Origin of the sequence: Halalkalibacterium halodurans, assembly GCF_005671335.1 — a bacterium.
GTDB classification, from domain to species: Bacteria; Bacillota; Bacilli; order Bacillales; family Bacillaceae_D; genus Halalkalibacterium; species Halalkalibacterium halodurans.
Window position 1 is genome coordinate 3,832,293 of sequence record NZ_CP040441.1, and the last position, 24,529, is coordinate 3,856,821.

At 44.1% G+C, this 24,529-nt stretch carries 23 protein-coding genes; 15 read left to right on the plus strand and 8 right to left on the minus strand.

The window, feature by feature from the left end; all coding sequences use genetic code 11:
• Window positions 1-16 precede the first annotated feature (16 nt).
• Both FED51_RS18700 and FED51_RS18705 read right to left on the minus strand, forming a co-directional pair.
• On the minus strand, window positions 17-724 hold the full coding sequence (locus FED51_RS18700; RefSeq protein WP_053430230.1) for a CpsD/CapB family tyrosine-protein kinase: 708 nt from the start codon (window positions 722-724) through the stop codon (window positions 17-19).
• 22 nt (window positions 725-746) lie between these two features.
• Entirely contained in the window at window positions 747-1,445 is a 699-nt protein-coding gene (locus FED51_RS18705; protein WP_053430229.1) for a YveK family protein, read from the minus strand.
• Between the two features lie 182 nt (window positions 1,446-1,627).
• On the opposite strand from FED51_RS18705, the gene FED51_RS18710 reads away from it, so the two are divergent.
• On the plus strand, window positions 1,628-2,542 hold the full coding sequence (locus FED51_RS18710; RefSeq protein WP_053430228.1) for an LCP family glycopolymer transferase: 915 nt from the start codon (window positions 1,628-1,630) through the stop codon (window positions 2,540-2,542).
• Between the two features lie 65 nt (window positions 2,543-2,607).
• On the opposite strand, the gene FED51_RS18715 is transcribed toward FED51_RS18710, so the two are convergent.
• The gene (locus FED51_RS18715; RefSeq protein ID WP_138090144.1) at window positions 2,608-3,825 is read right to left on the minus strand and encodes an ISL3-like element IS651 family transposase; all 1,218 of its coding nucleotides are present in this window, start codon (window positions 3,823-3,825) and stop codon (window positions 2,608-2,610) included.
• Window positions 3,826-4,030: 205 nt separating this feature from the next.
• Window positions 4,031-5,281, minus strand: a complete 1,251-nt coding sequence (locus tag FED51_RS18720; RefSeq protein WP_083445447.1) for a C40 family peptidase — start codon at window positions 5,279-5,281, stop codon at window positions 4,031-4,033.
• Window positions 5,282-5,573: 292 nt separating this feature from the next.
• Between FED51_RS18720 and FED51_RS18725 the strand changes: the two genes are divergently transcribed.
• From FED51_RS18725 to FED51_RS18735, 3 genes are read left to right on the plus strand one after another with little or no spacing between them, the layout of a single operon-like run.
• Complete coding sequence (locus tag FED51_RS18725) at window positions 5,574-6,773, plus strand: efflux RND transporter periplasmic adaptor subunit (protein WP_010899798.1); 1,200 nt, start codon at window positions 5,574-5,576, stop codon at window positions 6,771-6,773.
• Window positions 6,757-7,440 carry an ABC transporter ATP-binding protein gene (locus FED51_RS18730; protein ID WP_083445607.1) on the plus strand — a complete coding sequence of 228 codons (684 nt, stop codon included), beginning with the start codon at window positions 6,757-6,759 and terminating at the stop codon, window positions 7,438-7,440. The genes FED51_RS18725 and FED51_RS18730 overlap by 17 nt, the downstream gene beginning before the upstream one ends.
• Window positions 7,433-8,674, plus strand: a complete 1,242-nt coding sequence (locus FED51_RS18735) for an ABC transporter permease (RefSeq protein ID WP_053430226.1) — start codon at window positions 7,433-7,435, stop codon at window positions 8,672-8,674. Before FED51_RS18730 ends, FED51_RS18735 begins: the two co-directional genes overlap by 8 nt.
• Before the next feature lie 33 nt (window positions 8,675-8,707).
• Here FED51_RS18735 and FED51_RS18740 read toward each other — a convergent pair whose 3' ends face one another.
• The 4 genes from FED51_RS18740 to FED51_RS18755 all read right to left on the minus strand — a co-directional run bounded on the left by FED51_RS18740 (window position 8,708) and on the right by FED51_RS18755 (window position 12,421).
• Window positions 8,708-9,466 (minus strand): TioE family transcriptional regulator, encoded by a 759-nt coding sequence (locus tag FED51_RS18740; RefSeq protein WP_053430225.1) that lies wholly within the window; start codon window positions 9,464-9,466, stop codon window positions 8,708-8,710.
• Window positions 9,467-9,602: 136 nt separating this feature from the next.
• Entirely contained in the window at window positions 9,603-10,217 is a 615-nt protein-coding gene (locus FED51_RS18745) for a hypothetical protein (RefSeq protein WP_053430224.1), read from the minus strand.
• Window positions 10,218-10,481 carry an isopeptide-forming domain-containing fimbrial protein gene (locus FED51_RS18750; protein ID WP_053430223.1) on the minus strand — a complete coding sequence of 88 codons (264 nt, stop codon included), beginning with the start codon at window positions 10,479-10,481 and terminating at the stop codon, window positions 10,218-10,220.
• Between the two features lie 656 nt (window positions 10,482-11,137).
• Window positions 11,138-12,421, minus strand: coding sequence for an IS110 family RNA-guided transposase (locus FED51_RS18755; protein ID WP_053430222.1), 1,284 nt, complete (start codon window positions 12,419-12,421; stop codon window positions 11,138-11,140).
• A gap of 473 nt (window positions 12,422-12,894) precedes the next feature.
• Here FED51_RS18755 and FED51_RS18760 point away from each other — a divergent pair, with 473 nt between their 5' ends.
• The 11 genes from FED51_RS18760 (at window position 12,895) to FED51_RS18810 (ending at window position 24,490) form a co-directional block, all read left to right on the plus strand.
• The gene (locus FED51_RS18760) at window positions 12,895-13,947 is read left to right on the plus strand and encodes a flavin-containing monooxygenase (protein ID WP_053430221.1); all 1,053 of its coding nucleotides are present in this window, start codon (window positions 12,895-12,897) and stop codon (window positions 13,945-13,947) included.
• 510 nt (window positions 13,948-14,457) lie between these two features.
• Entirely contained in the window at window positions 14,458-16,275 is a 1,818-nt protein-coding gene (locus FED51_RS18765) for a cache domain-containing sensor histidine kinase (protein WP_053430220.1), read from the plus strand.
• On the plus strand, window positions 16,244-17,017 hold the full coding sequence (locus FED51_RS18770; protein WP_053430219.1) for a response regulator transcription factor: 774 nt from the start codon (window positions 16,244-16,246) through the stop codon (window positions 17,015-17,017). The genes FED51_RS18765 and FED51_RS18770 overlap by 32 nt, the downstream gene beginning before the upstream one ends.
• Window positions 17,018-17,122: 105 nt before the next feature.
• On the plus strand, window positions 17,123-18,439 hold the full coding sequence (locus tag FED51_RS18775) for an extracellular solute-binding protein (protein ID WP_010899806.1): 1,317 nt from the start codon (window positions 17,123-17,125) through the stop codon (window positions 18,437-18,439).
• A gap of 74 nt (window positions 18,440-18,513) precedes the next feature.
• Entirely contained in the window at window positions 18,514-19,395 is an 882-nt protein-coding gene (locus FED51_RS18780) for a carbohydrate ABC transporter permease (RefSeq protein ID WP_010899807.1), read from the plus strand.
• A 14-nt stretch (window positions 19,396-19,409) separates the two neighbouring features.
• Window positions 19,410-20,291, plus strand: a complete 882-nt coding sequence (locus tag FED51_RS18785) for a carbohydrate ABC transporter permease (protein WP_053430218.1) — start codon at window positions 19,410-19,412, stop codon at window positions 20,289-20,291.
• A 25-nt stretch (window positions 20,292-20,316) separates the two neighbouring features.
• Window positions 20,317-21,903 carry a glycoside hydrolase family 43 protein gene (locus FED51_RS18790; RefSeq protein WP_053430217.1) on the plus strand — a complete coding sequence of 529 codons (1,587 nt, stop codon included), beginning with the start codon at window positions 20,317-20,319 and terminating at the stop codon, window positions 21,901-21,903.
• A 28-nt stretch (window positions 21,904-21,931) separates the two neighbouring features.
• Window positions 21,932-22,555: a YesL family protein gene (locus FED51_RS18795; RefSeq protein ID WP_053430216.1), complete on the plus strand. Its 624-nt coding sequence runs from the start codon at window positions 21,932-21,934 to the stop codon at window positions 22,553-22,555.
• A 266-nt stretch (window positions 22,556-22,821) separates the two neighbouring features.
• Window positions 22,822-23,337 carry a DinB family protein gene (locus FED51_RS18800; RefSeq protein ID WP_338035669.1) on the plus strand — a complete coding sequence of 172 codons (516 nt, stop codon included), beginning with the start codon at window positions 22,822-22,824 and terminating at the stop codon, window positions 23,335-23,337.
• Between the two features lie 63 nt (window positions 23,338-23,400).
• Entirely contained in the window at window positions 23,401-23,889 is a 489-nt protein-coding gene (locus tag FED51_RS18805; protein ID WP_053430214.1) for a GNAT family N-acetyltransferase, read from the plus strand.
• A 34-nt stretch (window positions 23,890-23,923) separates the two neighbouring features.
• A complete protein-coding gene (locus tag FED51_RS18810; RefSeq protein ID WP_053430213.1) occupies window positions 23,924-24,490 on the plus strand; it encodes a hypothetical protein in 567 nt (188 codons plus the stop codon).
• The last annotated feature ends 39 nt before the right edge of the window (window positions 24,491-24,529 follow it).

Genomic DNA, 24,529 nt, shown 5'->3' on the forward strand with positions numbered 1-24,529 from the left:
ACCTAAATATTGAGTGCTACCGGTCACTTTCCCCGTAGTAATAATACATGTTACTATTTCGTAATTCTTTGTTGTTTAATACAACACCGAGAAGGTTGGCATTCGATTTATCTAACAAATCTTTCGCTTTTAACGCTTCCTCTTTTTGCGTCTTCCCACTTGAAATGACGAGAACCGTTCCGTCGCATTTGCTGCTTAAAATTTGTGCATCGGTTACAGCATTTAAAGGAGGTGAGTCGATAATCACGATATCAAATCGATCTCTTACTTCTTTTATAATAAGCTCCATCATTTTAGAGTTAAGAAGTTCTGCGGGATTCGGAGGAATCGGTCCACTTGTAAGTAGGGACAAGTTTTCAACTTTTGTCTCTTGTATCGCTTCCTCTAGCGTTTCTTGTCTCATTAACACTCTCGTTAATCCACGAGTATTCACTGCTCGAAATGTATAATGAGCTGTTGGCTTCCGCAAATCCGCGTCAACAAACAATACGTTGTGACCGTTTTGAGCCATAACGACAGCGAGGTTGGCTGACGTTGTAGACTTACCCTCTCCTGGCCCAGAAGATGTAACAACGATTGTTTTTAGTTCTCGATCAACTGCGGCAAACTCAATGTTTGTCCGAATGGTTCGATATTGCTCGGAAATGGGCGAATTTTTTTTAATGTGAGTAATAAGCTCTCGTTGCTCACTTCCATTTTTTTGCTTAGATCCTTTTCCTAACAAGGTGTACACCCCTTTTATCTAACTAAACAATAAGTTTTTTTTCTTCTGATTTTTCAAAGTTCGGGATGACACCTAACACTGGTAATTCCAGTACATCCTCGACTTCTTTCTCATCCTTAATCGTCGTATCTAAATAATCTAATAAAAAGGCAATTCCAACTGCCCCCATTAGACCTACAACAAAAGCGATCGCCATGTTCAACATCGGGCTCGGACTAACTGGTGATGGCGAATCTCCTAGCTCTGCTGTAGAGAGGATGCTCACATTATCTACATTCATTATCTCAACGATTTCGTTTTGAAAAACGAGGGCGATTTCATTGGCAATGGCGACAGCCATTGCTGGCTCCTCATGCTTAACAGTAATGTTGACAACTTGAGAGTTATTTTCACTATTGATCTGTAAGCGTTCATTCAACTGGCTATATGTATCTTCCAATTGTAAATTATCAATAACTTTATCTAAAATGGCCGGGCTCTTTATAATGACACTGTACGTATTAATTAAATCAATATTTGTGCGGATATCTTGAGAGTTAAATGATTGATTATCATTTGAATGATTGACAAGAATTTGCGTAGAACTTTGATAGATTGGCGTCAACAAAAAAAAGCTGACGAACCCCGCAAGACAGACTGCAAGCACAGGTAAAGCGATGATAAGCTTGAGCCTTCTCATAATCGTATGGAACATTTCCTTTAAACTAATAGTTTCTTCCATTTATACTAATCCTCCTACAAGATTGTGACGCTCTCTTCACTAACTCTTCGATTATATCATATGATCAGAGCGGCTACTTACAAAAATTCGATTGTAAAAGTCCTCCATAAATCTTATAATAATTTCGTACACTTCTGCAAGATGTGACAATTTTTTACGCATATAGAGAGCGAGGATGACAAATGAAAAAGGCCTTGATTGCCATCGGACTGATTTTAGGAACGATTACTGTAGCAATTATCGGGTACGGTATTTACTTATATTCAAGTATTCAAAATACAGCTGGCGAAATGCATGAACCTCTAGACCGAGGAGATAAATCGGACAAACGCGATGCGGCATTTGATATAAGTGCTCAAGATCCGTTTTCGATCTTAATCGCTGGTGTAGATTCCAGAGAAGACACACACGCTGGGCGGTCGGATACGTTGATCGTTCTCACCGTTAACCCGAAGGAAGAATCGATTAAAATGTTAAGCATCCCTCGGGATACTCGAACGGAAATCGTTGGACGCGGGACTGATGACAAGATCAATCACGCGTATGCTTTTGGTGGCGCCCAAATGACCATTGATACCGTTGAGAACTTTTTAGACATTCCGATTGATCATTATGTAAGCATCAATATGGATGGATTTACTCAGCTGGTTGACGCACTAGGCGGTGTTTCCGTCGAAAACGCGTTTGCCTTTTCACAAAACGGTTACCAGTTCGAGGAAGGAGAAATTTTCCTTGAAACAGGTGACGAAGCACTTGCCTATGCACGGATGAGAAAACAGGACAATCGCGGTGATTTTGGTCGTAACGATCGCCAGCGTCAAATCGTTGAAGCTGTCATTAAGCAAGGCGCACAATTTTCTTCTATTACAAAAGCAGGTGCCATTTTAGATGCAGTCGGTGAATCGGTAAGAACAGACTTGCAGCTTGATGGCATGTGGGAACTTCAATCGAACTATCGAGGCGCTGCCAAAAATATCGAGCATCTCGAAATCACTGGTGAAGGGACAAGAATCAACAATATTTACTATTTGATCATCCCTCAGGAAGAGATCGCTCGAGTCCAAGGAGAATTAAAGTCCCATTTAGAATTGTCATAAGCCGCCTATGGCAAAAAGAAGGTTCTTAGTCAAATGTTGGGGTGGCATAGGAGGGCGAGCCCCTCTTATCCTACCCCGAATGTTTGATGTTTGAATTGATGATGCAAGAGAATACGGTTTCGCAAGCGATCATAACGCCGAAAACCAAAGGCATTTCTCTTAATCACCTTCGTTTGATTATTCAGTCCTTCAATAAAACCATTGTTTAAGCCAAACGCGAGGCTATTCAAGATCTCGGTCTGCCAGTTCTTCAGCGTCTGAATGGCTCGGTGGAACTCCTTTAACGGGCTCGCCTCCACTCTTCGGTAAAAGGCGTAGAGCCCTTGCTTCACCTCGCTCATTCGTCCTTCCCTTCCTTGCATCTTCGCTTCTTGATACCACTGACGAAAATGTTCTTTTAGCTCATACGCTTCCCTTAAATCAGGGGATAGCTCTAAGTACCGCTCCACCTTCTTCTTTTGCTTATCATCCAGTCCTTCTCTCTCTTTCTGAAACAGATGTTTGATCCGTTTACATCGTTTTCGATGATACGGATGGAACGCTTTTTGCACTCGGCGGCGAACCCCTTCCAGAGCCCAGTAGATGTAACGACAGAAATGGAACGGATCCCCAATGATGAGCGGGTGGCCTAAGGCCTTTTGAACAGCCGACTTGAAGGTATAACTGAGATCCATCACGACTGTTTTCACATGATGACCCTTCTCTTGAAGATATCGTTTAAGCGTATCGGCTTTACGATCCGGTAAGATATCCAGTGGCTTCCGTGTATCTGCATCCGCAATGATCACTTGATATTTCCCCGCATTCGTATCCCCTTTGTAATCATCAATCGCAATCCGAGGAGGAAGGTGATCCACCTTCTTCACGAGGGGGGCCGCCAATTGATCAAACCGGCGCATGGCAGTTGTCACGGACGTTTGGAATTGATTCGCTGTGTCCGTAAAGTTCTTCCCTTGAATGAGCCGTAAGCGAAACGCTTGATTCCATTCCACTGTCTGACGCTGATATCGCTCTACAAAACAGGCTTTCTCCGCAAACCGCTTCCCGCATCTGCACGCGTACCGGCGCTTTCGATAGAATAGATACACCCACCGTTCAAAGAGCTTGAGATGTTGAACTTTTTGGATGCGGTAATCATGGATTCTCTCGGTTCTCTCCCCGCAGGATGGGCAACGATGAGGCGTTCGCGGCATTTCTACATGGAGCGCGATAAAGTCCTCTCGTTCCTCCATCTTTGTGACCTTCACACCTTTTAATCCGGGCAAATCCATGGTAAAATTCATCGTACACGCAGCTCCTATCCTTTCTTTGTTTCTAGGCAATTCAAGGATAATGGATAAAGGAGCCTGCGTGCATTTTTTTTGCCCTCTTTTGTGCAAAAACCCCAACATTTATTGTAGAGCCAAAAAGAATGAGTCTCTTGAAGCAAGCAGCTTCTTGAGACTCTTTTTATTCCATCTATGTCTTTCATCACTAGCAGAAACATGATTAATAGAGTCGTTTAGCTCCAAGATAGCGAGATGCCCAATAACTATTATTCATGCTCGCAATGGTGACACCCGTTGAGGAACCGCTGTGGATGAACTGGTTGTTTCCAATATAAATACCGTTATGTGACGGTCCACCCGTCGTATCGAAAAAGACGATATCCCCCACGCTTGGTTGTGAAACAGAAGTCCCAGCATTCCACATTTGTGCGACGGTTCGAGGAATGGAAACGCCTTGTTGCGCAAACACATATTGAACAAAGCCGCTACAATCAAAGCCCCTCGGTGTCGTTCCTCCCCAAACATAAGGTGTCCCAATGAGCTCACTTGCATTGGCCACGATATTTGTAATGGTCGCCCCTCGATTTCCTGACGGCGCTGTATTGCCTCCAGATGAGGAAGACTGCCCATTGGATGTATTTGGCCTCGGATTGACATTTAACGCATTTAACGTTTGCGGCCCTGCAATTCCATCGACGGTCAACCCCATTTTTCGCTGAAACTCACGAACCGCTGTTGTCGTCCCTGCACCAAAAATACCATCAACAGACATCCTATAATAACCTAGATCTTTTAATGACCGCTGCAAGTCACGGACAGCATCACCTCTAGATCCTTGACGGAGAACGGTCGTTTGCTGTACCGGGGCATTGTACTGCGGGGCAGATGCAGCCGGTGCTTGATTCGTCAACGCAGCTAACGTCTGTGGCCCTGCAATTCCATCAACTGATAAACGATTCGCCCGTTGAAACTCTCTAACAGCCTCCGTTGTGATACGTCCATATTGACCCGTGATCGAGTGATTATAAAAGCCTTTCGCTTTCAGCTTTTCCTGCAAATCTCGAACCGCTTGTCCACTGGAGCCGAAACGTAGAATCGTAGAATTCGATGTGGAGCTAGGCGTAGAACTAGACGTTTGCTGTCCCCCATTATTCCCATTCATTTGGGAGAGCAACGCATTCAGTGTCTGTGGTCCCGCAATTCCATCAACCTGCAAGCCGTGCTTCATTTGAAATTCACGAACAGCGTCCTCTGTAATAGAACCAAAGTACCCAGTAGAAGTGTGATAGTTAAAAAAACCTTTCTTCTTCAAAGCCTCTTGCAGTTCTTTCACATCCGGATGAGATTGGCCTTTTCGAAGTGTTTGATCCCCTAACGCGGCATCAGCCGTGTCATATTGAGTCGCAAGAAAAAGACCCGTGGCAAAAGTCGATGAAATCACTACTTTTTTTAATGTGGATGATCCTTTCATGGAGTACCTCCTTAAGTTTTTCAATCATCGCTAATAATATCGGTCAAATTTCTTAAGACTTAAGGGCATTTCTTTGATTTTATGTTCCAATTTTTATGAAATATTAGAAAGATAGAGACAATAGGCTCCCATCCTTGGACTATCCTAGCCTTAATTCATTTAAAATAAGTATATTTTCCTATAAAAAAACCAACCAAAAATTTAAGATTAAATTAAGAATTTTTCTGTTGCTAGTTTAAGGAATTTACTTCATAATAATGACAGTAATAATTCGGAAGGGGTCAATTATCGAATGAAGAAAAAAGTTGTGCTTATTGTTTCAATCTCCCTTGTAGCCCTCATTGCAATTGGCTTTGTCGGCTACCGCTACCTGCTACCCGCTCAATTTGCGTCATCAGATTTCATGGATGACGGCGAGATTTTCGGAGAAAGAGTAGGAGATTTAATGATGGTTCAAGAGTCTCACGGACTTTTCTCAGGGAAAGTAGAACCGGAAAAGAATGAAAACATCTACTATGATCCCGAAAAAGGAGCAATAAAAGAAGTGTTCGTCGAGGAAGGCGATGAAATTGATGAGGAGACACCTCTTTTTGAATACGAATTAAACGAGGATATCGATGATGAGCGAGATCAACTCCAGCTCCAATTAGATCTAGCATACTTGCAAATCAACGAGTCAGAGAAAAAGAAACAGAAGCTAGACAAATCAATTAAAAATGCAGTGGATGATGAAGAAAAGGAAATGCTTGAAGAGGAGCGCGCACAGCTAGATTTTGAGTTACGCCAGCTTAATTTAGAAGCTGCGCAAACAAAGAAACAACTCGACCGTCTCGTGCCGGCTGAGGAAGAAGCGATCGTGATGAGTAAAAGCAGCGGGATCGTGCAGTCAATCAATCAAGATTTAGTTGAAGGGATGCAAGGTGAAGCGATGAATTCACCGTTTATTCAAGTCGTCTCAACGGGCTCTTATCTTGTAAAAAGCCAAGTTAATGAATTTATTCTTGATACACTCGAAGTGGACATGCCAGTAAAAATCACAAAGAAAACAGGTGGAGACGAGGAATGGGTCGGTGTGATTACCGATATCGGTAAAATTCCTGTTGGCAGTGATCAGGACGACATGGGGTACGACATGTACGATTCAAATCCTCAATCTTCAAATTATCCGTTCACTGTTCGAATCGATGAACATGAAGGGCTTGAAATTGGCTTTCATGTCAACATCGAACCAGTGCTTCATGATGAAGAGGGCGGAACGGTCGTCCTTTTTGAAGAATATGTACAGTTCGATGACGATGGACAAGCTTTTGTATGGGTAGCTGATGAAAACTTGTTAACCGCCAAACGATTTGTTGAAACAGGAGCTAGTGATCCTGAAAACTTTACAATTGAAATCGTTGACGGCTTAACGGAAGATGATATTATCGTAGGCCCTAGTCCTTCGCTCGAAGAAGGAAGAGAGGTTATGATGTATGATGATTTCCTTGAATAACATTTCAAAGTCGTACAAGCTAGGAAAAGAGGAAGTCCCAATTTTAAAAAACATCTCCCTATCGATTAAGGAAGGCGAGTTTGTCGCCATTATGGGCCCTTCTGGGTCTGGGAAATCGACACTCATGAACATTCTCGGCTGCCTCGATCGGCCTTCGACAGGTCATTACTTACTCGATGGGCAAGATTTATTAACGCGAAAAGACGGCTTACTTGCAGACATTCGCAACCGCTCGATCGGCTTTGTCTTTCAACAGTTCCACCTGTTACCTCGGCAAACGGCGCTACAAAATGTCGAATTGCCTCTTGTCTACGCAAAGGCGAAAAAACAAGAACGGCGTGAGCGAGCGCTAGACGCATTAAAAAAAGTAGGTCTTGAGGACCGGGTGCGCTTTAAGCCCACACAGCTTTCTGGAGGACAAAAACAACGCGTGGCTATCGCTCGTGCGTTAGTCACCAATCCTCGATTTATTTTAGCCGATGAGCCGACGGGCGCCTTAGACTCTCGGTCAAGCGAACAAGTATTAGAGCTATTTTCTTCTCTTCATCAAGAAGGAAAGACTGTCGTGATGATTACACATGACCACGACGTTGCAAAAAAGGCAGAGCGTACGATCTTCATTCGTGACGGCGAACTACTCACGGAGGAGGAGACTGCTCATGTTTGAACATATTCGCATATCGTTTCAATCGATCTTTGCTCATAAGCTTCGCTCCGCTCTTACGATGTTAGGAGTCATTATTGGGATCGCTGCCATTATTGCGATTGTGTCCATTATTGAAGGACAAAGTGAAGCATTGAAAAGTTCTATGATTGGTTTAGGGAACAATACGATTAATGTTGTTTATGAAAGTACGGACATGATCCGCGGCAGGGGTGAAGATCACTATTATTACGAAACGACCTCGTACATGGCAGCACCTCCAATTGAGGAGGAGACGGTCGAAGCGATTCGTTCCTATCCAATGGTGAATCAGATATCCCTTTACCATGAATCGTGGAATACACAGGCTTATCATATGACGAACTCATCCTACCCACAAATGTTCGGTGTGGACGAGACATTTTTAGAGCTTTTTCCGATCTATATGGTCGAAGGGCGGACGTTCAGACCAGGCGAGTTTGACTCGAAAAACCAAATCATCCTTATAAGTGAAGGCGCAAGAGATGAGCTATTCCCTAATGGAGACGCTGTGAATCAACTTGTCGATTTGTCTGGTATTCCATTTCGTGTCGTCGGTGTCTTCTCAGAACGAACGGAAGTTGACTGGCTTTACGGTGGTTGGTCACAGCCAAAGATTTATGTACCAAAAGGGGTTTGGCCATTACTTGAAGGTTTTGATAGCCCCACGCAAATCGCAGTGCAGGCCACCTCTTCCGATCATATTCAGGAAGCAGGAGAACTAGCGGCCATCCATTTAAACAGTGATTTAAGTCCATACGAAATGGAAGCCGCTCAGTATACAGTTGCAGACATGGAAGCTATTGCAGAAGAAATGGCCGAATTTAACCGAGCATTTGCATTGTTACTCGGTGGAATCGCCAGCATTTCCTTATTAGTTGGCGGCATCGGGGTGATGAACATTATGCTCGTGTCCGTCACAGAACGAACACGGGAAATCGGAATTAAAAAAGCGCTCGGAGCAAAACGACACGTTATTCTCCTTCAGTTTTTGACGGAAGCCGTTGTCCTTACAAGCTTAGGAGGAGCGCTCGGAATTTTGCTTGGGCTTGGCGGAGCGAAAGTGATTTCCTCCTTCATCGGTATGCCTTTTATTATTTCCCTTCCAGCTGTCATCGGTGGTTTATTGTTCTCGATGATCGTCGGAATCATCTTTGGCTTCTTGCCATCCTTTAAAGCATCGAATTTACAGCCAGTAGATGCATTACGTTATGAATAAACGAACAGCCGCGCCCATAAAGGTGTGGCTGTTTCACTTATGATTTTCATATTGATAAGGCAAATACAACAGAGACGGATCGTTATATTCCATCATACCTACTTCAATGCACAGCTCGATCATTTGATGAACCCCGTTAAATTGTTGACGATTGCGCTGGTGGATACTCACAAGTGCCTCTTCTGTAATCTTTTTTGCTTTTTCAATGCTTTGATGTTCAACCGCATCAACGACTTCCTTCAACTTATCTAGAAAGTAGACCGTTTTTCTTAACGTCCGAATCAATAAAATTTGTCGTATATGGACAGGTGTATATAATCTATACCCGTTCTCGAGATTCCGCTCTGGTGAGAGAAGGCCTTCCTTTTCCCAATGACGGATGGCTGACGTCTGGACATTAGTCAATTCCGCAGCCTCACCGATTGTCATTTTATTTTTAATACGCCTATTGTTCAAGGCGGTAACATCGGGTTCTTGCAGCATCGCCAACGTTTGATCCGCTAGCCGTTTTTCCTCATGCAATTTCGCTTGTTCCTCATTAACGAGCCAAAACGCCTCATTCATCTCTTTCTTTTGGATGTGTCGAAGCACGTCATAGGTCAGTTGATAGCCAAAGCCAGGAACCATGGATCGTAAACAACGAAAATAGGCAAGATGAACCTTCGTGTAGAGACGGTACCCATTCTCGGCACGCTCAGGTGCTGGGACAACTCCCCACGATTCATAGTGTCTTAATGCACTTGTACTAATATGTAGCTCATCGGCAATTTCCTTTGGCTTGAAATAGCGCATCCTCCCACCTCCCAATAAATTAGGTACTTTAGGTTAGCAAAAATGAAAGCAAAACACAAACCTTACTGAAGAACATTAAAGTATAAAGAGAAACGATCCTTCAACCTATTATGCTTTATTCCTTTCTATATTGCTCTTACATCATTGTTATACCAACGATTGTAGGCAATATACAGACGGGAAAAATGTTGCCATCTTGCGAAATGACTCCATTAGCAGCAACGCCGTCTAAATTTCCAACATACTCGGCTGATCCATCTGGCGTAATTCGATACAGTCCATGTGGGATTTCAGGTGATGCGCCATAAGCATAAAACGCATTTTCAGTCGGGTGGACAGCTAACCCGTTACTAACCAGCACATTCCCTGGAATTCCCGTAACCATTACAATTGCTTTAGGATCTGCATTAAAATTATTACCGTCAAATTGGCGAATTTGAGAAAGAGAGCCATCCAAAATATTAATAGAAATGCCATACGAATCTACATCATTTATTTCTAAGACATTATTGGCTTCAACATTGTTAATGCCAACAACAGTCTCTTCCTCTTCAGAGGCTTCCTCTTGTTGTTCTAGTTCAAGCTTAGACTCTGACTCAGCCTCCTCTTCTTCTACTTGTTGTTCTTCATCTCCCATAATCGTCACAGTGACGTTGTTTGACTCTACTAGAGAAGTTCCATCGCCAATCACTTCAGCAATATTCTCAATCTGCTCACCAGCTTCGACATCGTCATTCAGTTGTACCGTCACTTAAACGGTCACTGTTTTTCCAACTAGATTCTTGAGTTGATCCCCTAAAAATTCGACTGACACCTTCTGCCCGTCAAGGTCAGATGGAATCGATTCGACTTCATTATCAACCACGACTTTGACTTGTTGGATGGTTAAACGTGAATCTATCTCATCGATAACCGTTAGATTCTCAAATTCTTCGAGATCATCGGGAACCTTGAGATTGATATCATAGCTGAATTCTTCTTCTTTCCCAACTTCTTTACTCGTTTGCCCCTCCACCTCTTTGGATAGGATCCATTCGTCTTCCGATGGTTCCCCTCTGCGTAGAGAGGTGCAGGATACATTGGCAGTATGCCACTGCTAACAATTAAAAAGACCATGAAAAGCGTGAGATACTGTTTAAAAGTGTTGACTATGATCCTCTTCCTCAATGATTCTCCCTCCATTTTTTCAAAATGTATCCAGAATTCTCTCTCGAACGACTCCTTTCCACAACATATTCATTGTCCAATTACACAATTAGACAATATGTTACAAATTTTACTCTCCCTCTATAAATTAAGATTTTCTTCAAAATGCTTTAAATATCTTAGAATTTCATTGCCTTTTGTTATCCTCTGATTAGATGACACTTGCATTTCATGCATTTGTTGGAAATATGAATGCCATCCTGGTAGAGATCATGCTTTCTCGCTTTAAAAATATGATCGCACCAGTGGATCTCCACATTTCTCTGGGGGTTACCCTCCCATTTCTCTCAGGGTCTTTGCCCGCACATTCCTTCGTCCAACCTAACCAGAGGTGGAGGCCTGTAAAAGCTCCTTTGCAGGGTCTATGCCCGAATGGTGAAATTAATCAACAGGCTTCTCCGTGCTTCGCTTTTCAAGGATCTGCACACCTAGATATTTAAAGATATTTGTGTTTCTTCAACATGACTAAGCAGCATTCTGTATTTGTTGCAAGCGGATGTGTCCGAGACATTTTTCTCCATTGTAAGACACACGCTTGTGTCCTAAGCTAAATAACACGCGAATCAACTTACAGCACAACGCGATCATGGATTGTTGTTTTTTCAACGGATTCTCGGAGCGTGTCGTTAAGTACTCATGCATTTGCTTGAACTCCCGATTCTTCGCCACCATGGGGCGTATCGCTGCATACAACAGGGATCTCAGTTTGGGGCGTCCCCGCTTGGTAATGCGGGTTTGACCTCTGAACTTGCCTGAGGTATTTTCTCGCAGATTGAATCCTGCCAGTTTTTGAACCTGTCGTGGGTGCGTGTAGTTGGACAGATCGCCAACCTCAGCCAGGAAGCCAGCCACTGTCACTAGTCCCACGCCTGGAATACTCATCATGTAGGGCACAGCTGGAATCTGCTCTAGTAATGCTTCTACATCTTGCATGAGCTGTTCCATTTGTCCACACAAACACTGGTATTGTTCCATCAAGCTTTGGAGTTCTTGCCTAGCCATTGACAGACCTTCCGTAAGACCAACAGAACGCTTGGCGGCCGCCACAAGCGCATTGGCTCGCTTGATCCCTATGGCTCGTTTCACTTCTTGCTTCCAGTGTCTTAGGATCTTTTCCGCACCCAGATTGATGATTTCTTGCGGGAGAGGAAACGCCTCTAGCGTCATCAGTGCAGCCTTTCCTTCCCAAATCTTAAACACCTCATGAAATTCAGGGAAAAAGCGATCCAGCCAGTTGAGAATACGCCCCCGAACGCGTTGTAAGTCTTCTTGTAGACGGTCTCGCAGGTTCATCCCATTACGTAATTCAGCATATATGCCAGTGGGGACTTGGGGTTCAGAGTACCGTCCGTCTTTGACCAATTGAGCGATGACTCGGGCATCCTTTACATCATTTTTGGTGGGCGAATTGTCATCTAATTCCTTGCTCTTCTTCACATGCATCGGATTGACGACAACATACTTAATCCCTTCATGGCGCAGAAACTGGGCAAATGCCATCCAGTAATGCCCTGTGGGCTCAAAACCTACAATGACATCCGGTTTGGCATGTTCTCGCATGAGGCTCTTCATCCACAAACGAAATCGTTGAAATCCGGCTCTGCTGTTTTCAATGTTCATTGGCTTGCCAAATTCAATTCCTCTGGCATCTTGAGCTCTAGCCACATGGTTCTCCTTGGCGATATCCACGCCAATAACGAGTGTTGATTCGGTGATTTGCTTGATTTTGTGATTTTGGTTATACTTCATCTTGAGTCCTCCTTCGTACTAATTAAGGATCAGTAGCTACTGATACCTCGTATCGTACAGGAGGGCTCTTTCTGTTTCAAACCTCAAATTCTTTCATTACAGGAATGCTCTATATATAGATAAATCCTCCTAATTTTTATAATTAGGACCAGAAAATAAACAGAAGGTTCTAAATTTACATTTTTCCATATTTTTTTACGGATTTTATTAAGGATAAAACGACTAGTTATTTTATATAAATATTGATTAAATAATATTAAATAACTACAAATAATCAACGGTAAGTGAAATTAAATTTCATATCCAGTGAAATAATATCTTTCTCCCACTTTCAACAAAAAGTGGCGCTCAACATTTCTTCTTTCTCACCATCATCCAATTCGTGTCAGAGTAAACTTAATTCGTTTGTTGTCTCTTTTATATATAATAATATTCAAATGAATATTTGAATATTGTTCGAGAGGGGTTATAACATGGAATCTATTAAAGTGGTGATTGTCGGCGGAGGCCAAGCCGGAATAGCAATGGGATATTATCTCGTAAAAGAAAAGGTTCCGTTCATGATTCTAGATGCCAACGAGCAAGTGGGTGATTCGTGGAGAAACCGTTATGATTCCTTAGTTTTATTTACACCACGAACATATAGTCAGCTACCTGGCTTCCCAATGGATGGTGCCCCAAATGGATTTCCAACCAAAGATGAAATGGCATCCTATTTGCAACAATATGCAAGCCATTTCAACCTTCCCATGCGACATCACACAAAGGTCGATAAGGTCACTCGGCAACAAAATGGGCGGTTTCACCTAAAGACAAATAACGGATGGATAGAAGCAGAAAAAGTGGTCATCGCAACAGGGGCATTTCAAAAGCCATACCTCCCTCCAGTGCTGGATTCAGCAAACGACGAAATGAGTCAAGTTCATTCATCAGCGTATCGTAATCCTGCACAAATCCCCGGGAAATCCGTATTAGTTGTAGGAGGAGGAAACTCGGGAGCTCAAATAGCAGTAGAATTAGCAAAAGAGCAAAACGTAACGATGGCGATCAGTCATCCCTTTCGTTTTTTACCACTCAAGCTCTTAGGCAAAAGCATGTTTAGTTGGCTGGAATGGGGCGGATTGTTGTATGCAGGGGTTGATACCACAAGAGGACGATGGTTTAAAAAACAGAAAGATCCGATCTTCGGAAAAGAACTGAAATCATTGATCAAAAAAGACCAGATCCATCTAAAGCCTAGAGTCGTGAACGTTCAAGGGAAAGAAGTTGAATTTGCAGACCATAGCCGGCTGTCATTTGATCGCATCATCTGGTCCACTGGATTCTCTCCCTCGTACGAATGGATTGACATCGACGGCGTCATTGCAACCAACGGCTGGCCGATACACAACCGAGGGATCACAAACATACGCGGGCTTTATTTTTTAGGGTTGCCGTGGCAATATCAGCGTGGCTCCGCCCTCGTTTGTGGAGTTGGTCGAGATGCGGAATATCTCGTCCCTTTTATTAAACACGGGGATAAATAAAGAGAATCGATGGCTTTTAGTCACTGCCGTCGTAAGATAGAAACATTGCCAGGGTTACTTCATGGATTCCGATCATCCCATCATACTGTTCTGATGGGATGAGTGACGTTTATCAACACCCGACTCCCTTTCAGTCCATTCTGAGTGTAACCAACTGTCTTCGGCGGTTGTGGGTACGTGTAGAAAAAAACATGATCCTGATGATGGATGCGAAAACAATTCCCTTTCAAAACTGTTCTTGCCGTGATTCCTTATCTTCATTCGCTTTCCTCTATTGTCGTGAATGAAACCCTCCTTCATGTAAATTCCTATATGATAGCTTCGCCCCCTCTTTCCTTGCAATCAACTTTGTTTAATGGTAAAACAAAGTTAGTGCTTAAGGATACAGTTTTCCCGTATATAATGTTCATCTATATTGGAAATATCTTACCTTTTTGTTAGACAAACACGAAAAAATACCTATGACACCTCCTGTATGTTTGGTAGACTAATAAAGAACGAGCGAGCAACATGTCTATACATCTTTTTAATCGAGAGGTGTTTCATTTGCTAGGAAAACGAAAAAAGTGGAACACGTTGCGCAATCAAATTTTTATAAACTTTATTTCTGTGATGGTCGTCGTCCTTCTCTTCGTAGGCTTTATCACCTTCAATTTGGTCATGGATATTTTAAAAGGGAATGCGGAGAAACAAATGGAACAAACGGCCATCGAAACTCTCCATCGCGTCGATTCTCAATTTGAGGCCATTGAAATGATTATGAGTCAAATTGCGACGAACGGGTCTATCCAACAGCTTCTCTACAATGAAGCCAACGGCCACCCGACCACATTTGAGCAACGTCAATCGATGAATCAAGTGATTAATAGTTACCAGGCATACATTACGGGCATCACGTCCTTTGAGCTTTACTTTACAGATTATCGCCGGTTGTTTCCGCTCAATGAACTGCCGTTGCCATCAAGGATTCGCTATGAATGGATTGAGATGGCCCTAGAGGAAAATGGGCGAGTGGTCTGGTCAGGGATCGACCCTCTTGATGCCGACTCCTTTCTCACACTCAAAAAAGTAAACTTACTAGATCAAGACTTTTCACACGGTGGCTATTTAGTCAGCAAAGTCAATACAAACTACTTTGAACTTCGACAAGAAAATGGTCAACTTGACATGGACAACCAGTATGTTGCCCTCTTTGACCAACAAGGACAGTTCATTACGACAAATATGCCAGAAGAATGGCACGATCAGATTGCGCCAAAGACAGATAAACAAGTCGTCACGATGGATGGAACCGACTATGTACGTGTAGAAGCAGCTTCGAATAAAACCGGATGGTCTCTACTCATATATACGCCTGTCCACTCGCTCGCTCATGGGATTACCGGTATCGGAACCGCGATTCTTGTCGCTGGTGGGATTGGTTTGCTTATTTTTACGATCTCAACCTATTTCCTCTCATCATTAATCACAAATCCGATCCAGCGCCTCACACACGCGATGCGATTCGGAACACTCGGGGCATTAAAAGAGAGCCCTTCGATCGCTTCGACTGTTGAGCTAAATGAACTAAACGATACGTATAACCGAATGGTCGAGACGACGAACTATTTAATCAAAGTCGTATACGAGCAAGAGCTAACACAAAGTCGCGCCGAACTGAAAGCGCTTCAATCCCAAATCAACCCCCACTTCCTATTTAACACACTTGAGGCGCTGTACTGGTCACTTGAAGAAAAAGATGAAGAGCAAGCCGAGGTCGTCATTGCCTTAGCCGAGCTATTTCGTTACACGATCTCTGACGTCAAGGGAGACGACTGGGTTGCATTACACGAGGAATTTGATCATATCGAACGTTATTTACACATCATGAAGCTGCGCTATGATCACCGGTTAACCTGGGAAATTGAGCTTGACCCTTTACTGCGTGAGGTGCAAATCCCGAAGCTCCTCATTCAGCCTGTCGTTGAAAATGCGATCATCCACGGGATTGGCAACAAAGTGGACGGAGGAAAAGTACAAGTGAGTGCCTACACTAGCGTAAAACAAGGCTATGTCAACATCACTGTCCGAGATGATGGACAAGGAATGGATGAAAAGACGAAGCAGAAGCTTGAGCACTCCTTGGAAACACGGGTCGGCCATCCGGAAAAGCGGAGCGGGATTGCCCTCGTCAACATTAGGCAGCGATTGGATTTGTGCTATGCATCCGATCCTCACACGAGCATTGAGTTGACGAGTCGTCATGGGGTAGGAACAACAGTCACTTTTACCATTCCGAAAAAGGAGGCGCCTTCGGATGAAGCAACAAACGGTCCTGATCGTAGATGATGAACCTCGTTCGCGCAGGGGATTAAAACGGACGCTCGAAGCATGGTCTCCTAAGCTGTTAAACGTCCAAACAGCAGCAAGCGCGAAAGAGGCGATAACACGATTAAATGAAGAAACGATTGACCTGTTAATTACCGATATTCGCATGCCAGAAATGTCTGGATTGCATTTAGTCAAAGCCCTTCAGGAGCAAAATCCGAAACCGGTCTGCATCGTCATTTCCGCCTACTCAGAGTTCGAATATGCCCATACCGCCCTCGAATTAGGAGTGCGTCATTATTTGCTGAAACCTGTCAAAAAAGAAAAGCTGATCGAAGCAGTGGAAAGCGCCCTGCAAATGAAGAAAGAACAAGATCGCTTCGGTCAGGTGGAAAAAGTGTGGGACGAGAAAATCGATGCGATTGAAAAGGAACGACTTAGCTCCTCGGACTCGATCCATGAAGCGCTGCACTACATCGATGCCCATCTCGATCAAAAAATTGGCCTGAAGGATGTAGCGAAGAGCGTTCATTTAAACCCGAGCTATTTGAGCGCTCTTTTTAAAGAAAAAACAAACATGACGTTCAGTGAGTATCTCACGCGAAAACGGCTGCAGCACGCCAAGCACCTCCTCGTCTCAACCGACCGGCCCATTAGTGACATTGCGGAGAAATGCGGCTACCAAACGGCCAAATATTTCATCAAAATTTTCAAGGAACACGAAGGAATGACGCCAACTCAATATCGAAAAGGGACCGAATAGGAACACCTTAAAATAGTGGTATTTTGGACAATCATTGTGACCTTATCCCCTTCGTCCTCCGTTGCTATACTTAAGACAATGAATAAACAAAGGGGGAAACAAAAAGTGAAAAGGAAAACGCTTACAAGTTGGGTCGCGCTCGCTTTTGCTTCCGTCATGCTTCTTGCTGGCTGCGGCGGTGGAAATGACGAAGCAAGCGGGCCAGATACTTCTACTGAAGAGGACGTGACGATTAATTTCATGCATCTTTGGCCACAAGGAAGCTCTCCGGATCATAACCGAATCGTCAACCAAATCATTAGCGAATTTGAGGCGGACAATCCTCATATTACCGTCGAGCTAGAAGTGTTAGAAAACGAACAATATAAAAACAAGCTGCAAGTCATTTCATCCTCCAATCAACTTCCTGACGTTGGGATGACTTGGCCTGCCGGATTCCTAGAGCCTTATGTAAACGGGAAGTTGTTCACTCCGCTTGACGATATTCTTGAAGATGGGTTGCGAGAGCAATTTGTCGCAGGGACGGTCGAAGCCTATGAAATCGACGGTCAAGCCTACGCTCTTCCACTTGAATTAAACATCGCCCCTGTGTTTTACAACAAGGCGATTTTTGATGAGTATGGACTTGAAGCACCTGAAACGTACGAAGAATTTATACACGTTGTGGATACCCTTGTGGAAAACGGGGTGACCCCGATTGCTCTAGGAAACCGTGACCGCTGGACAGGGTCCCTATGGTATATGTACATGGCCGAACGGATCGGGGGCGCAGATGCGTTAAATTCTGCGATCGACCGAAGCGGGTCCTTTGAAGATGAGCGGCTAATCGACGCAGCGGCGCACATTCAAGAGTTAATTGATCGCGACGCATTCATCCGTGGATTCAACGGCTTATCTGATCAGGAAGCGAAAGCTGAATTTATGAATGGCGGGGCTGCCATGTATTTAATCGGCTCATGGGATTTGCCGAACTATACAACAAATGAGGAAGTACCACAAGAATTCCGTGACGGTATTAGCTTCTTTAAATTTCCGACCATTGACGGTGGAGAAGGAGACATTAACAGCTGGGTCGGTGGTCCTGGGGTTGGATTGTTTGTCGCTGAAAACTCCGATGTGAAAGAAGAAGCCAAACAATTTGTCAAATACTTTATCGAAGAGTGGGGTAAATATTCAGTCGAGGATGCAGGCGTTATTCCTGGTACCCAAGTCAATACCGATGAGGTGGATCTCCCTGATCTCTTTATCGACGTGCTCGATGAATTAAACCACGCCTCTGACATTACACTGTTTGCAGATGTGCAAATGAGTGCGAGCGTTGCAGAGACGCATTTGAATATGATTCAATCCCTTTTCGGTCATGAGGTCACACCAGAGGCATTCGCTGAGGAACACGAAAAAGCGCTCTCAGCAGAAGATTAAGTATGGAAAAGGGCGATCTTCCTCTGAAGATCCCCCCTTTCTTTTGACCTTTTACCTCGAAAGGAGAGTCACTCATGGACCGAATCATGTCAGACAAAAAAGTGATCGCTCTGTATGTCCTTCCCGCCCTCCTGTTAATTCTTGTCCTTATTTATATTCCGATTGTATTGACAGGCTACTACGGGCTAATGGATTGGGATGGCATCGGACCGATGACGTTTATCGGCTTAGAAAACTACGCAAATTTACTTGTGGATAAAATGTTTTGGAGCAGCGCCTATCATTCGCTGTTGTTAGCTATTTTCTCCGTGCTTAGTCTCGTCATTTATTTGGCGATCTCTCTCGTACTAACGGGAAATATTAAAGGAGCTGACCTTTTCCGGAAAATTTTCCTGATTCCTATGCTCCTTTCATCGGTTGCTATTGCTCAACTATGGATGAGAATCTATCATCCGACTAACGGTGTGTTTAATCGGTTTCTCACATCGCTCGGGATTGAGAATCCGCCATTATGGCTTTCCGACACAAATATCGTCTTGTTCGCTATCTTCATCCCGATTCTTTGGCAGTATGCGGGCTTTTACATTTTAATCTATTATGCTGCCTTGCGAAATGTACCGAATGAGTTAGTAGAAGCGGCGCAAATCGACGGTGCCACACCGCTGCAAATTGCTTACAAAGTAAAGCTGCCGTTAATTGCTGGTGTCATCAAAGTTACGGTCGTTCTCGCCGTCATCGGCTCACTGAAATATTTTGACTTGATCTATGTCATGACGGACGGTGGACCGAACGGGGCGAGTGAAGTGATGGCCTCTTACATGTACAAGCTTGCGTTTCGTACGAACGACTTCGGATACGGGAGCGCGATCGGCTTCTTCTTGCTCATCTTAATTTTAATCATCACTTATTTCATTCGAAAAGGGACCACTTCAAAAGAAGATGGCGTCCAATATTAAAGGGGGGAACGTTGATGAAGACAACCACACCTAATGCGAGCCCGGCTATCCTAGCGAACACACGGCCTCGCAAACTTTCAATCATCCGCATCCTTTTGTACATCGTGCTCATCGGGGTGGCCATCATTCAGCTTCTTCCTTTAGTATGGTTGCTCCTCTTCTCCTTAAAGGACAATCAAGAGGTGTTTAACCTCCCGCCGCTTGCCTTGCCGACCGACCCAAAATGGGAAAACTACGCCAAGGTTTGGACGGAAGGAAACATCGGCCTCTACTTTTTGAACAGCGTAATCGTGACCGGCTCTGCCGTCATTCTTACGGTTCTTTTAGCGAGCTTCGTCACATTCGCCCTGACGAGAATGCACTGGAAGCTGAGCAAGCTCGTTCTTGGCTTATTTATGGTCGGTTTGATGATCCCTGTCCACTCGACGCTCATTCCGTTGTTTAATTTCTTTTTAAACGTCGGGTTAATGGATCATCCCCTTGCGATCATTTTGACGTATACGGCGTTCAATCTACCACTGACGATCATGATTTTGCTCGGCTTTTATTACACGCTCCCACGAGAGCTAGAAGAGGCAGCAATCATGGACGGTTGCTCCATCCATCGGCTATTTTTCCAAATTATTTTGCCGATGACCGCCCCTGTTGTTGCGACAACGGCGATCATTAATATGATCTATAACTGGAATGAGTTTGTCTTTGTCAACACGTTTATTAGCTCTGACAAATATAAAACGTTAACCGTTGGTATTCAAAATTTTATCGGCCAATATTCGACGGATTGGGGGGCGATCGGTGCTACCCTTGTCATTAGCATCCTCCCGATTTTGCTTGCGTTTATTTTCTTAAGCAACCGGATTGTGGAAGGGATCACAGCCGGCTCTGTGAAAGGTTAATCAATAGAATCGAAGGAGTGATTTGATGGTCAATCGTATCCAAAATCCTATTTTGCCAGGGTTTCATCCAGACCCATCCATTGTCCGTGTTGGTGATGATTACTATATCGCCACCTCTACATTTGAATGGTTTCCTGGGGTGCGCATCCACCATTCTCGGGATTTAAAACATTGGCGCTTTGTATCTAGTCCGCTGACCCGCACTTCCCAACTAGACATGAAAGGGAATATGAACTCCGGCGGGATATGGGCGCCATGCCTAAGCTATCATGACGGAACCTTTTATTTGATCTATACCGATGTGAAGCAATGGCACGGTGCCTTCAAAGACGCGCACAACTATTTAGTGACGGCACAAAACATTGAAGGGCCGTGGTCGGACCCGATTTACTTAAACAGTAGCGGCTTTGACCCGTCCCTGTTTCACGATGACGATGGCCGAAAATGGCTCGTTAACATGATCTGGGACTACCGCAAAGGAAACCATCCTTTTGCCGGAATTATTTTGCAAGAATACTCAGAAGCAGAGCAAAAACTTGTTGGCCCTGTGAAAACCATCTATAAAGGGACCGACATTCAGCTAACGGAGGGACCGCACCTCTATAAGAAAGATGGTTATTATTATTTACTTGTCGCCGAAGGAGGGACGGAATACGAACACGCCGCGACCCTCGCCCGCTCACAGTCAATTGACGGACCCTATGAGACCGACCCGAATTATCCGCTCGTCACATCGACTGGCCAGCCGGAATTGGCGCTGCAAAAGGCCGGACACGGTAGCCTCGTAGAAACCCAGAACGGCGAATGGTATCTCGCTCACTTGTGCGGTCGCCCATTAAAAGGAAAGTACTGCACACTCGGCAGGGAAACAGCCATTCAAAAAGTAAACTGGACCGAGGATGGCTGGCTGCGCATCGAGGATGGCGGCAATCACCCGTTGCGTGAAGTGACGGCACCTGACCTGCCAGAGCACCCATTCGAAAAAGAACCCGAGCTCGATGATTTTGACGCCCCCCAGCTGCACCATCAATGGAACACGCTGCGCATCCCTGCCGACCCATCATGGTGCTCGCTCGAGGAACGTCCGGGCCATTTACGACTGCGCGGGATGGAGTCCCTCACTTCCGTCCACTCGCAAAGTTTAGTCGCCCGCAGGCAGCAGTCCTTCCACTGCGAAGTTGAGACAAAGCTAGAGTATCAGCCAGAATCGTTTCAACATATGGCTGGGCTTGTCATTTACTATGACACAGAAGATCATGTCTATTTGCACGTAACCTGGCACGAGGAAAAGGGTAAATGTCTACAAATCATACAGACAAAGGGCGGAAACTATGACGAATTGCTTGCGTCACCGATCCCACTGGCAGAAGAAAAGGCGGTTTATTTGAAGGGGCGCATTCACCGTGAAACGATGCACCTCTATTTCAAACAAGAGGGAGAAGCGGAATGGCAGCCTGTGGGGCCAACGATTGATGTGACCTACATGTCCGACGATTCAGCGAAGCAAGTTCGATTTACCGGCACATTTGTCGGCATGGCTACGCAAGACTTGAGCGGAACGAAAAAGCCAGCCGATTTTGATTACTTTCGCTATAAAGAACTAGATCAATAATCTAAGAGAGAAGATTGGAGGATTTCCGATGTCGCTTGCCTGGCTATCTAATGGTTTTTACAGAGCATGTGAATGGATCACGACACTCGCCTACTTGAACTTTTTGTGGGCGGTATTCACCCTTGCTGGCGGCATCGTGTTTGGGCTTTTCCCAGCGACCATCGCTATGTACGGGTACATCCGAATGTTGCTGCAGAAAAAAAGCCCTCCTCCTTTGTTTTCGTACTTCTGGAAAACATGGAAGCAGGCCTTTGTTCGCGGCAATCTGCTTTTCGCTATCTTTGCTGGCGCCGGCTGCATCATCGGGCTGAATCTTTTGACGATGCAGCAGCTTGAAGGCCCGCTTCACACCATCTCACTCGTCGGGACGACCATTGCCAGCATTCTGTTTGTCATCGCCTTCGTGTACATTTTTCCTGTCTACGTCCATTATGATTTATCCTTGAAGGCATCGATTTATGTGGCTGTGTTTTTACCGTTTTCCCACCCACTCACGTTGATCATAAGCGTCGCTGGATTTCTCGCAATCGCCTTACTTTTTTTCATGCTCCCGCCCATGCTGCCATTTTTCGCTGCAAGCTGCATCGCGTTTGTCATTATGATGGGAAGCATGTTCGCCTTTCGCGGTGTTCGCACCGTAAACGGAAGTTGAAAGCCGATTTTCCTTTTTGCTAAGGGGAATCGGTTTTTAAATTCATATTTTACCTTAAAATAACAGTATAGCATATTAAAGATAACTAATTTTAAAATTTTCCTATAAGTAAAATAATAGGAAATATACTATTGAAATGTTGTCGGAAAAGAGGGAGAAAGGAAGAAAAGTATGGAAATTCGGAGCGAGACATAGCGAAAAAGAGAAATGATAAAAGGAAATCAAAAAGTCAAACGCGAATCTAATAGGCAATGCCCAGAAAGTAGGTGGCTCATTTGAATGTAGTCGATTATCGTTGGATCCAGCAAACACGAAAAACCTTACTAGATGCTTGCGAGAAATTATCAGCTGATGAGTGGACGGTTCAAAACGGGTACGGGTTGCAAAGTGTCCGAGACACATTGGTACACATGGCCGATTGTTATCATGCTTGGCTCGGCTCCTTTCTATTATTTAAAACGAAGTCGCCCATTACCTCGAAGGAAGCTCGGCAAAAGATGACAATACATGATTGCATCGAACGATTCAACCAAGCGGATGTTTACGTGGAGGAAGTGTTCCGTCTACTTGGGGATCAATTAGACCAACCAATCGAGCGTACCATTCCTTGGAGAGAAGGCGGAGATCCCATCTCCATGACGCCGCGGAAATTACTTACCCATACGATGACCCATGAATTTCACCATAAAGGGCAAATTGTCGTGATGTTGCGCCAATTAGGACATGTACCGCCAAATACAGATGTATTAGGCACGAAAGATTCAACCGAAACCGAGACATAAAGGAAGTGTCATCCTTGCAACAAATGAAGTGAGCAACTTGACTACTTTTTAAGGAGTGAACGAATGCAAGAAATTCGCCTTGCACAAATAAAAGACGCTGAGCGATTGTTGATCATATTAAATGAAACGACGCTAGATCTTCACAAGAAAGGAATTTCTCAATGGAAATACCCTTGGAATGAGCATAGGCTTGTAAACCAAATCAAGAATAATACAGCCTATGCTTTCGTTATCCATGGAGACATCATCGGAACCTTTTGCTTAGAGACAATCGAATTGATTGGAGGGCAACCGGTAGAAGCAGGCAGTCTCTATTTATCGCAAATCGCCATTTTACCAAAGTATCAAGGGAAAAGCCTTGGCTCCGCGATTATTCACTTTGCCTCCTCCTTAGCAAGCAAAACAAACAAGCCTCTATATTTAGATTGTTGGTCCGGCAATGAGAGATTAGAGGACTTTTATGTACGTCACGGCTTCGAATCGATCGGCAACTTTCCCGAAGAAGACTATTTGATTCGTGTGTTTAAATATAAAGAAGTACAAAATGAATAAAACAATTGTCATAGAAAAGTGAGGAATCCTATTTGTGGATACAAAATATCGCAGTAAGCATGTACAATACTTCATGTCTCTCATTCTAGTCGCTTTACTTACTCTCTCTGGGTGTGAAGTAGAGCAGCAAGAAGACGCGATGAAAGAAGCCCTATCAACGGATTTATCCGATGAGCATATTGATGCTATAAAGCCAGGAATGGTTCTGAGCGATGCTGAGTTTATCCAAGAACACGGACATTTTACTGTTCACCCCGACAATGATGACGTTCCACCAGATGCCCCTAATGAGAACTATCAATTATACTGGAATAAACAAATCCTGTTGTGGGTTGATAAAGAAACGAAAGAAATTTTATCCATTAGCCCCCTTGAAGATAACAATCGTTCGGCCACTTCGAAAGGAATCACGATAGGCACCCCGATTGACGAAGTCTTTGCATCGTATGGGGAAGATTATTATACATATACAGATCGTGAACAGGACATTTACGAGATAGGTTATGTCGATCATGATCAGAACTTAAACATGTCATTTTATCACCTCCATGATAAAGTCGTACACATCCACTTTAGTTATGCCTTTGATCAACACAATTGATTAAATGAGACAGTTATTGAGGTCACGGAGATTATTTGA

Coding starts and splice junctions, on each gene's coding strand:
- FED51_RS18730 (WP_083445607.1), top strand. CDS start 6,757: ATGATTTCCTTGAATAACATTTCAAAGTCGTACAAGCTAGGAAAAGAG.
- FED51_RS18765 (WP_053430220.1), top strand. CDS start 14,458: ATGTCTATACATCTTTTTAATCGAGAGGTGTTTCATTTGCTAGGAAAA.
- FED51_RS18755 (WP_053430222.1), bottom strand. CDS start 12,421: ATGAAGTATAACCAAAATCACAAAATCAAGCAAATCACCGAATCAACA.
- FED51_RS18785 (WP_053430218.1), top strand. CDS start 19,410: ATGAAGACAACCACACCTAATGCGAGCCCGGCTATCCTAGCGAACACA.
- FED51_RS18715 (WP_138090144.1), bottom strand. CDS start 3,825: ATGAATTTTACCATGGATTTGCCCGGATTAAAAGGTGTGAAGGTCACA.
- FED51_RS18740 (WP_053430225.1), bottom strand. CDS start 9,466: ATGCGCTATTTCAAGCCAAAGGAAATTGCCGATGAGCTACATATTAGT.
- FED51_RS18795 (WP_053430216.1), top strand. CDS start 21,932: ATGTCGCTTGCCTGGCTATCTAATGGTTTTTACAGAGCATGTGAATGG.
- FED51_RS18705 (WP_053430229.1), bottom strand. CDS start 1,445: ATGGAAGAAACTATTAGTTTAAAGGAAATGTTCCATACGATTATGAGA.
- FED51_RS18780 (WP_010899807.1), top strand. CDS start 18,514: ATGGACCGAATCATGTCAGACAAAAAAGTGATCGCTCTGTATGTCCTT.
- FED51_RS18770 (WP_053430219.1), top strand. CDS start 16,244: ATGAAGCAACAAACGGTCCTGATCGTAGATGATGAACCTCGTTCGCGC.
- FED51_RS18805 (WP_053430214.1), top strand. CDS start 23,401: ATGCAAGAAATTCGCCTTGCACAAATAAAAGACGCTGAGCGATTGTTG.
- FED51_RS18725 (WP_010899798.1), top strand. CDS start 5,574: ATGAAGAAAAAAGTTGTGCTTATTGTTTCAATCTCCCTTGTAGCCCTC.
- FED51_RS18720 (WP_083445447.1), bottom strand. CDS start 5,281: ATGAAAGGATCATCCACATTAAAAAAAGTAGTGATTTCATCGACTTTT.
- FED51_RS18760 (WP_053430221.1), top strand. CDS start 12,895: ATGGAATCTATTAAAGTGGTGATTGTCGGCGGAGGCCAAGCCGGAATA.
- FED51_RS18710 (WP_053430228.1), top strand. CDS start 1,628: ATGAAAAAGGCCTTGATTGCCATCGGACTGATTTTAGGAACGATTACT.
- FED51_RS18790 (WP_053430217.1), top strand. CDS start 20,317: ATGGTCAATCGTATCCAAAATCCTATTTTGCCAGGGTTTCATCCAGAC.
- FED51_RS18735 (WP_053430226.1), top strand. CDS start 7,433: ATGTTTGAACATATTCGCATATCGTTTCAATCGATCTTTGCTCATAAG.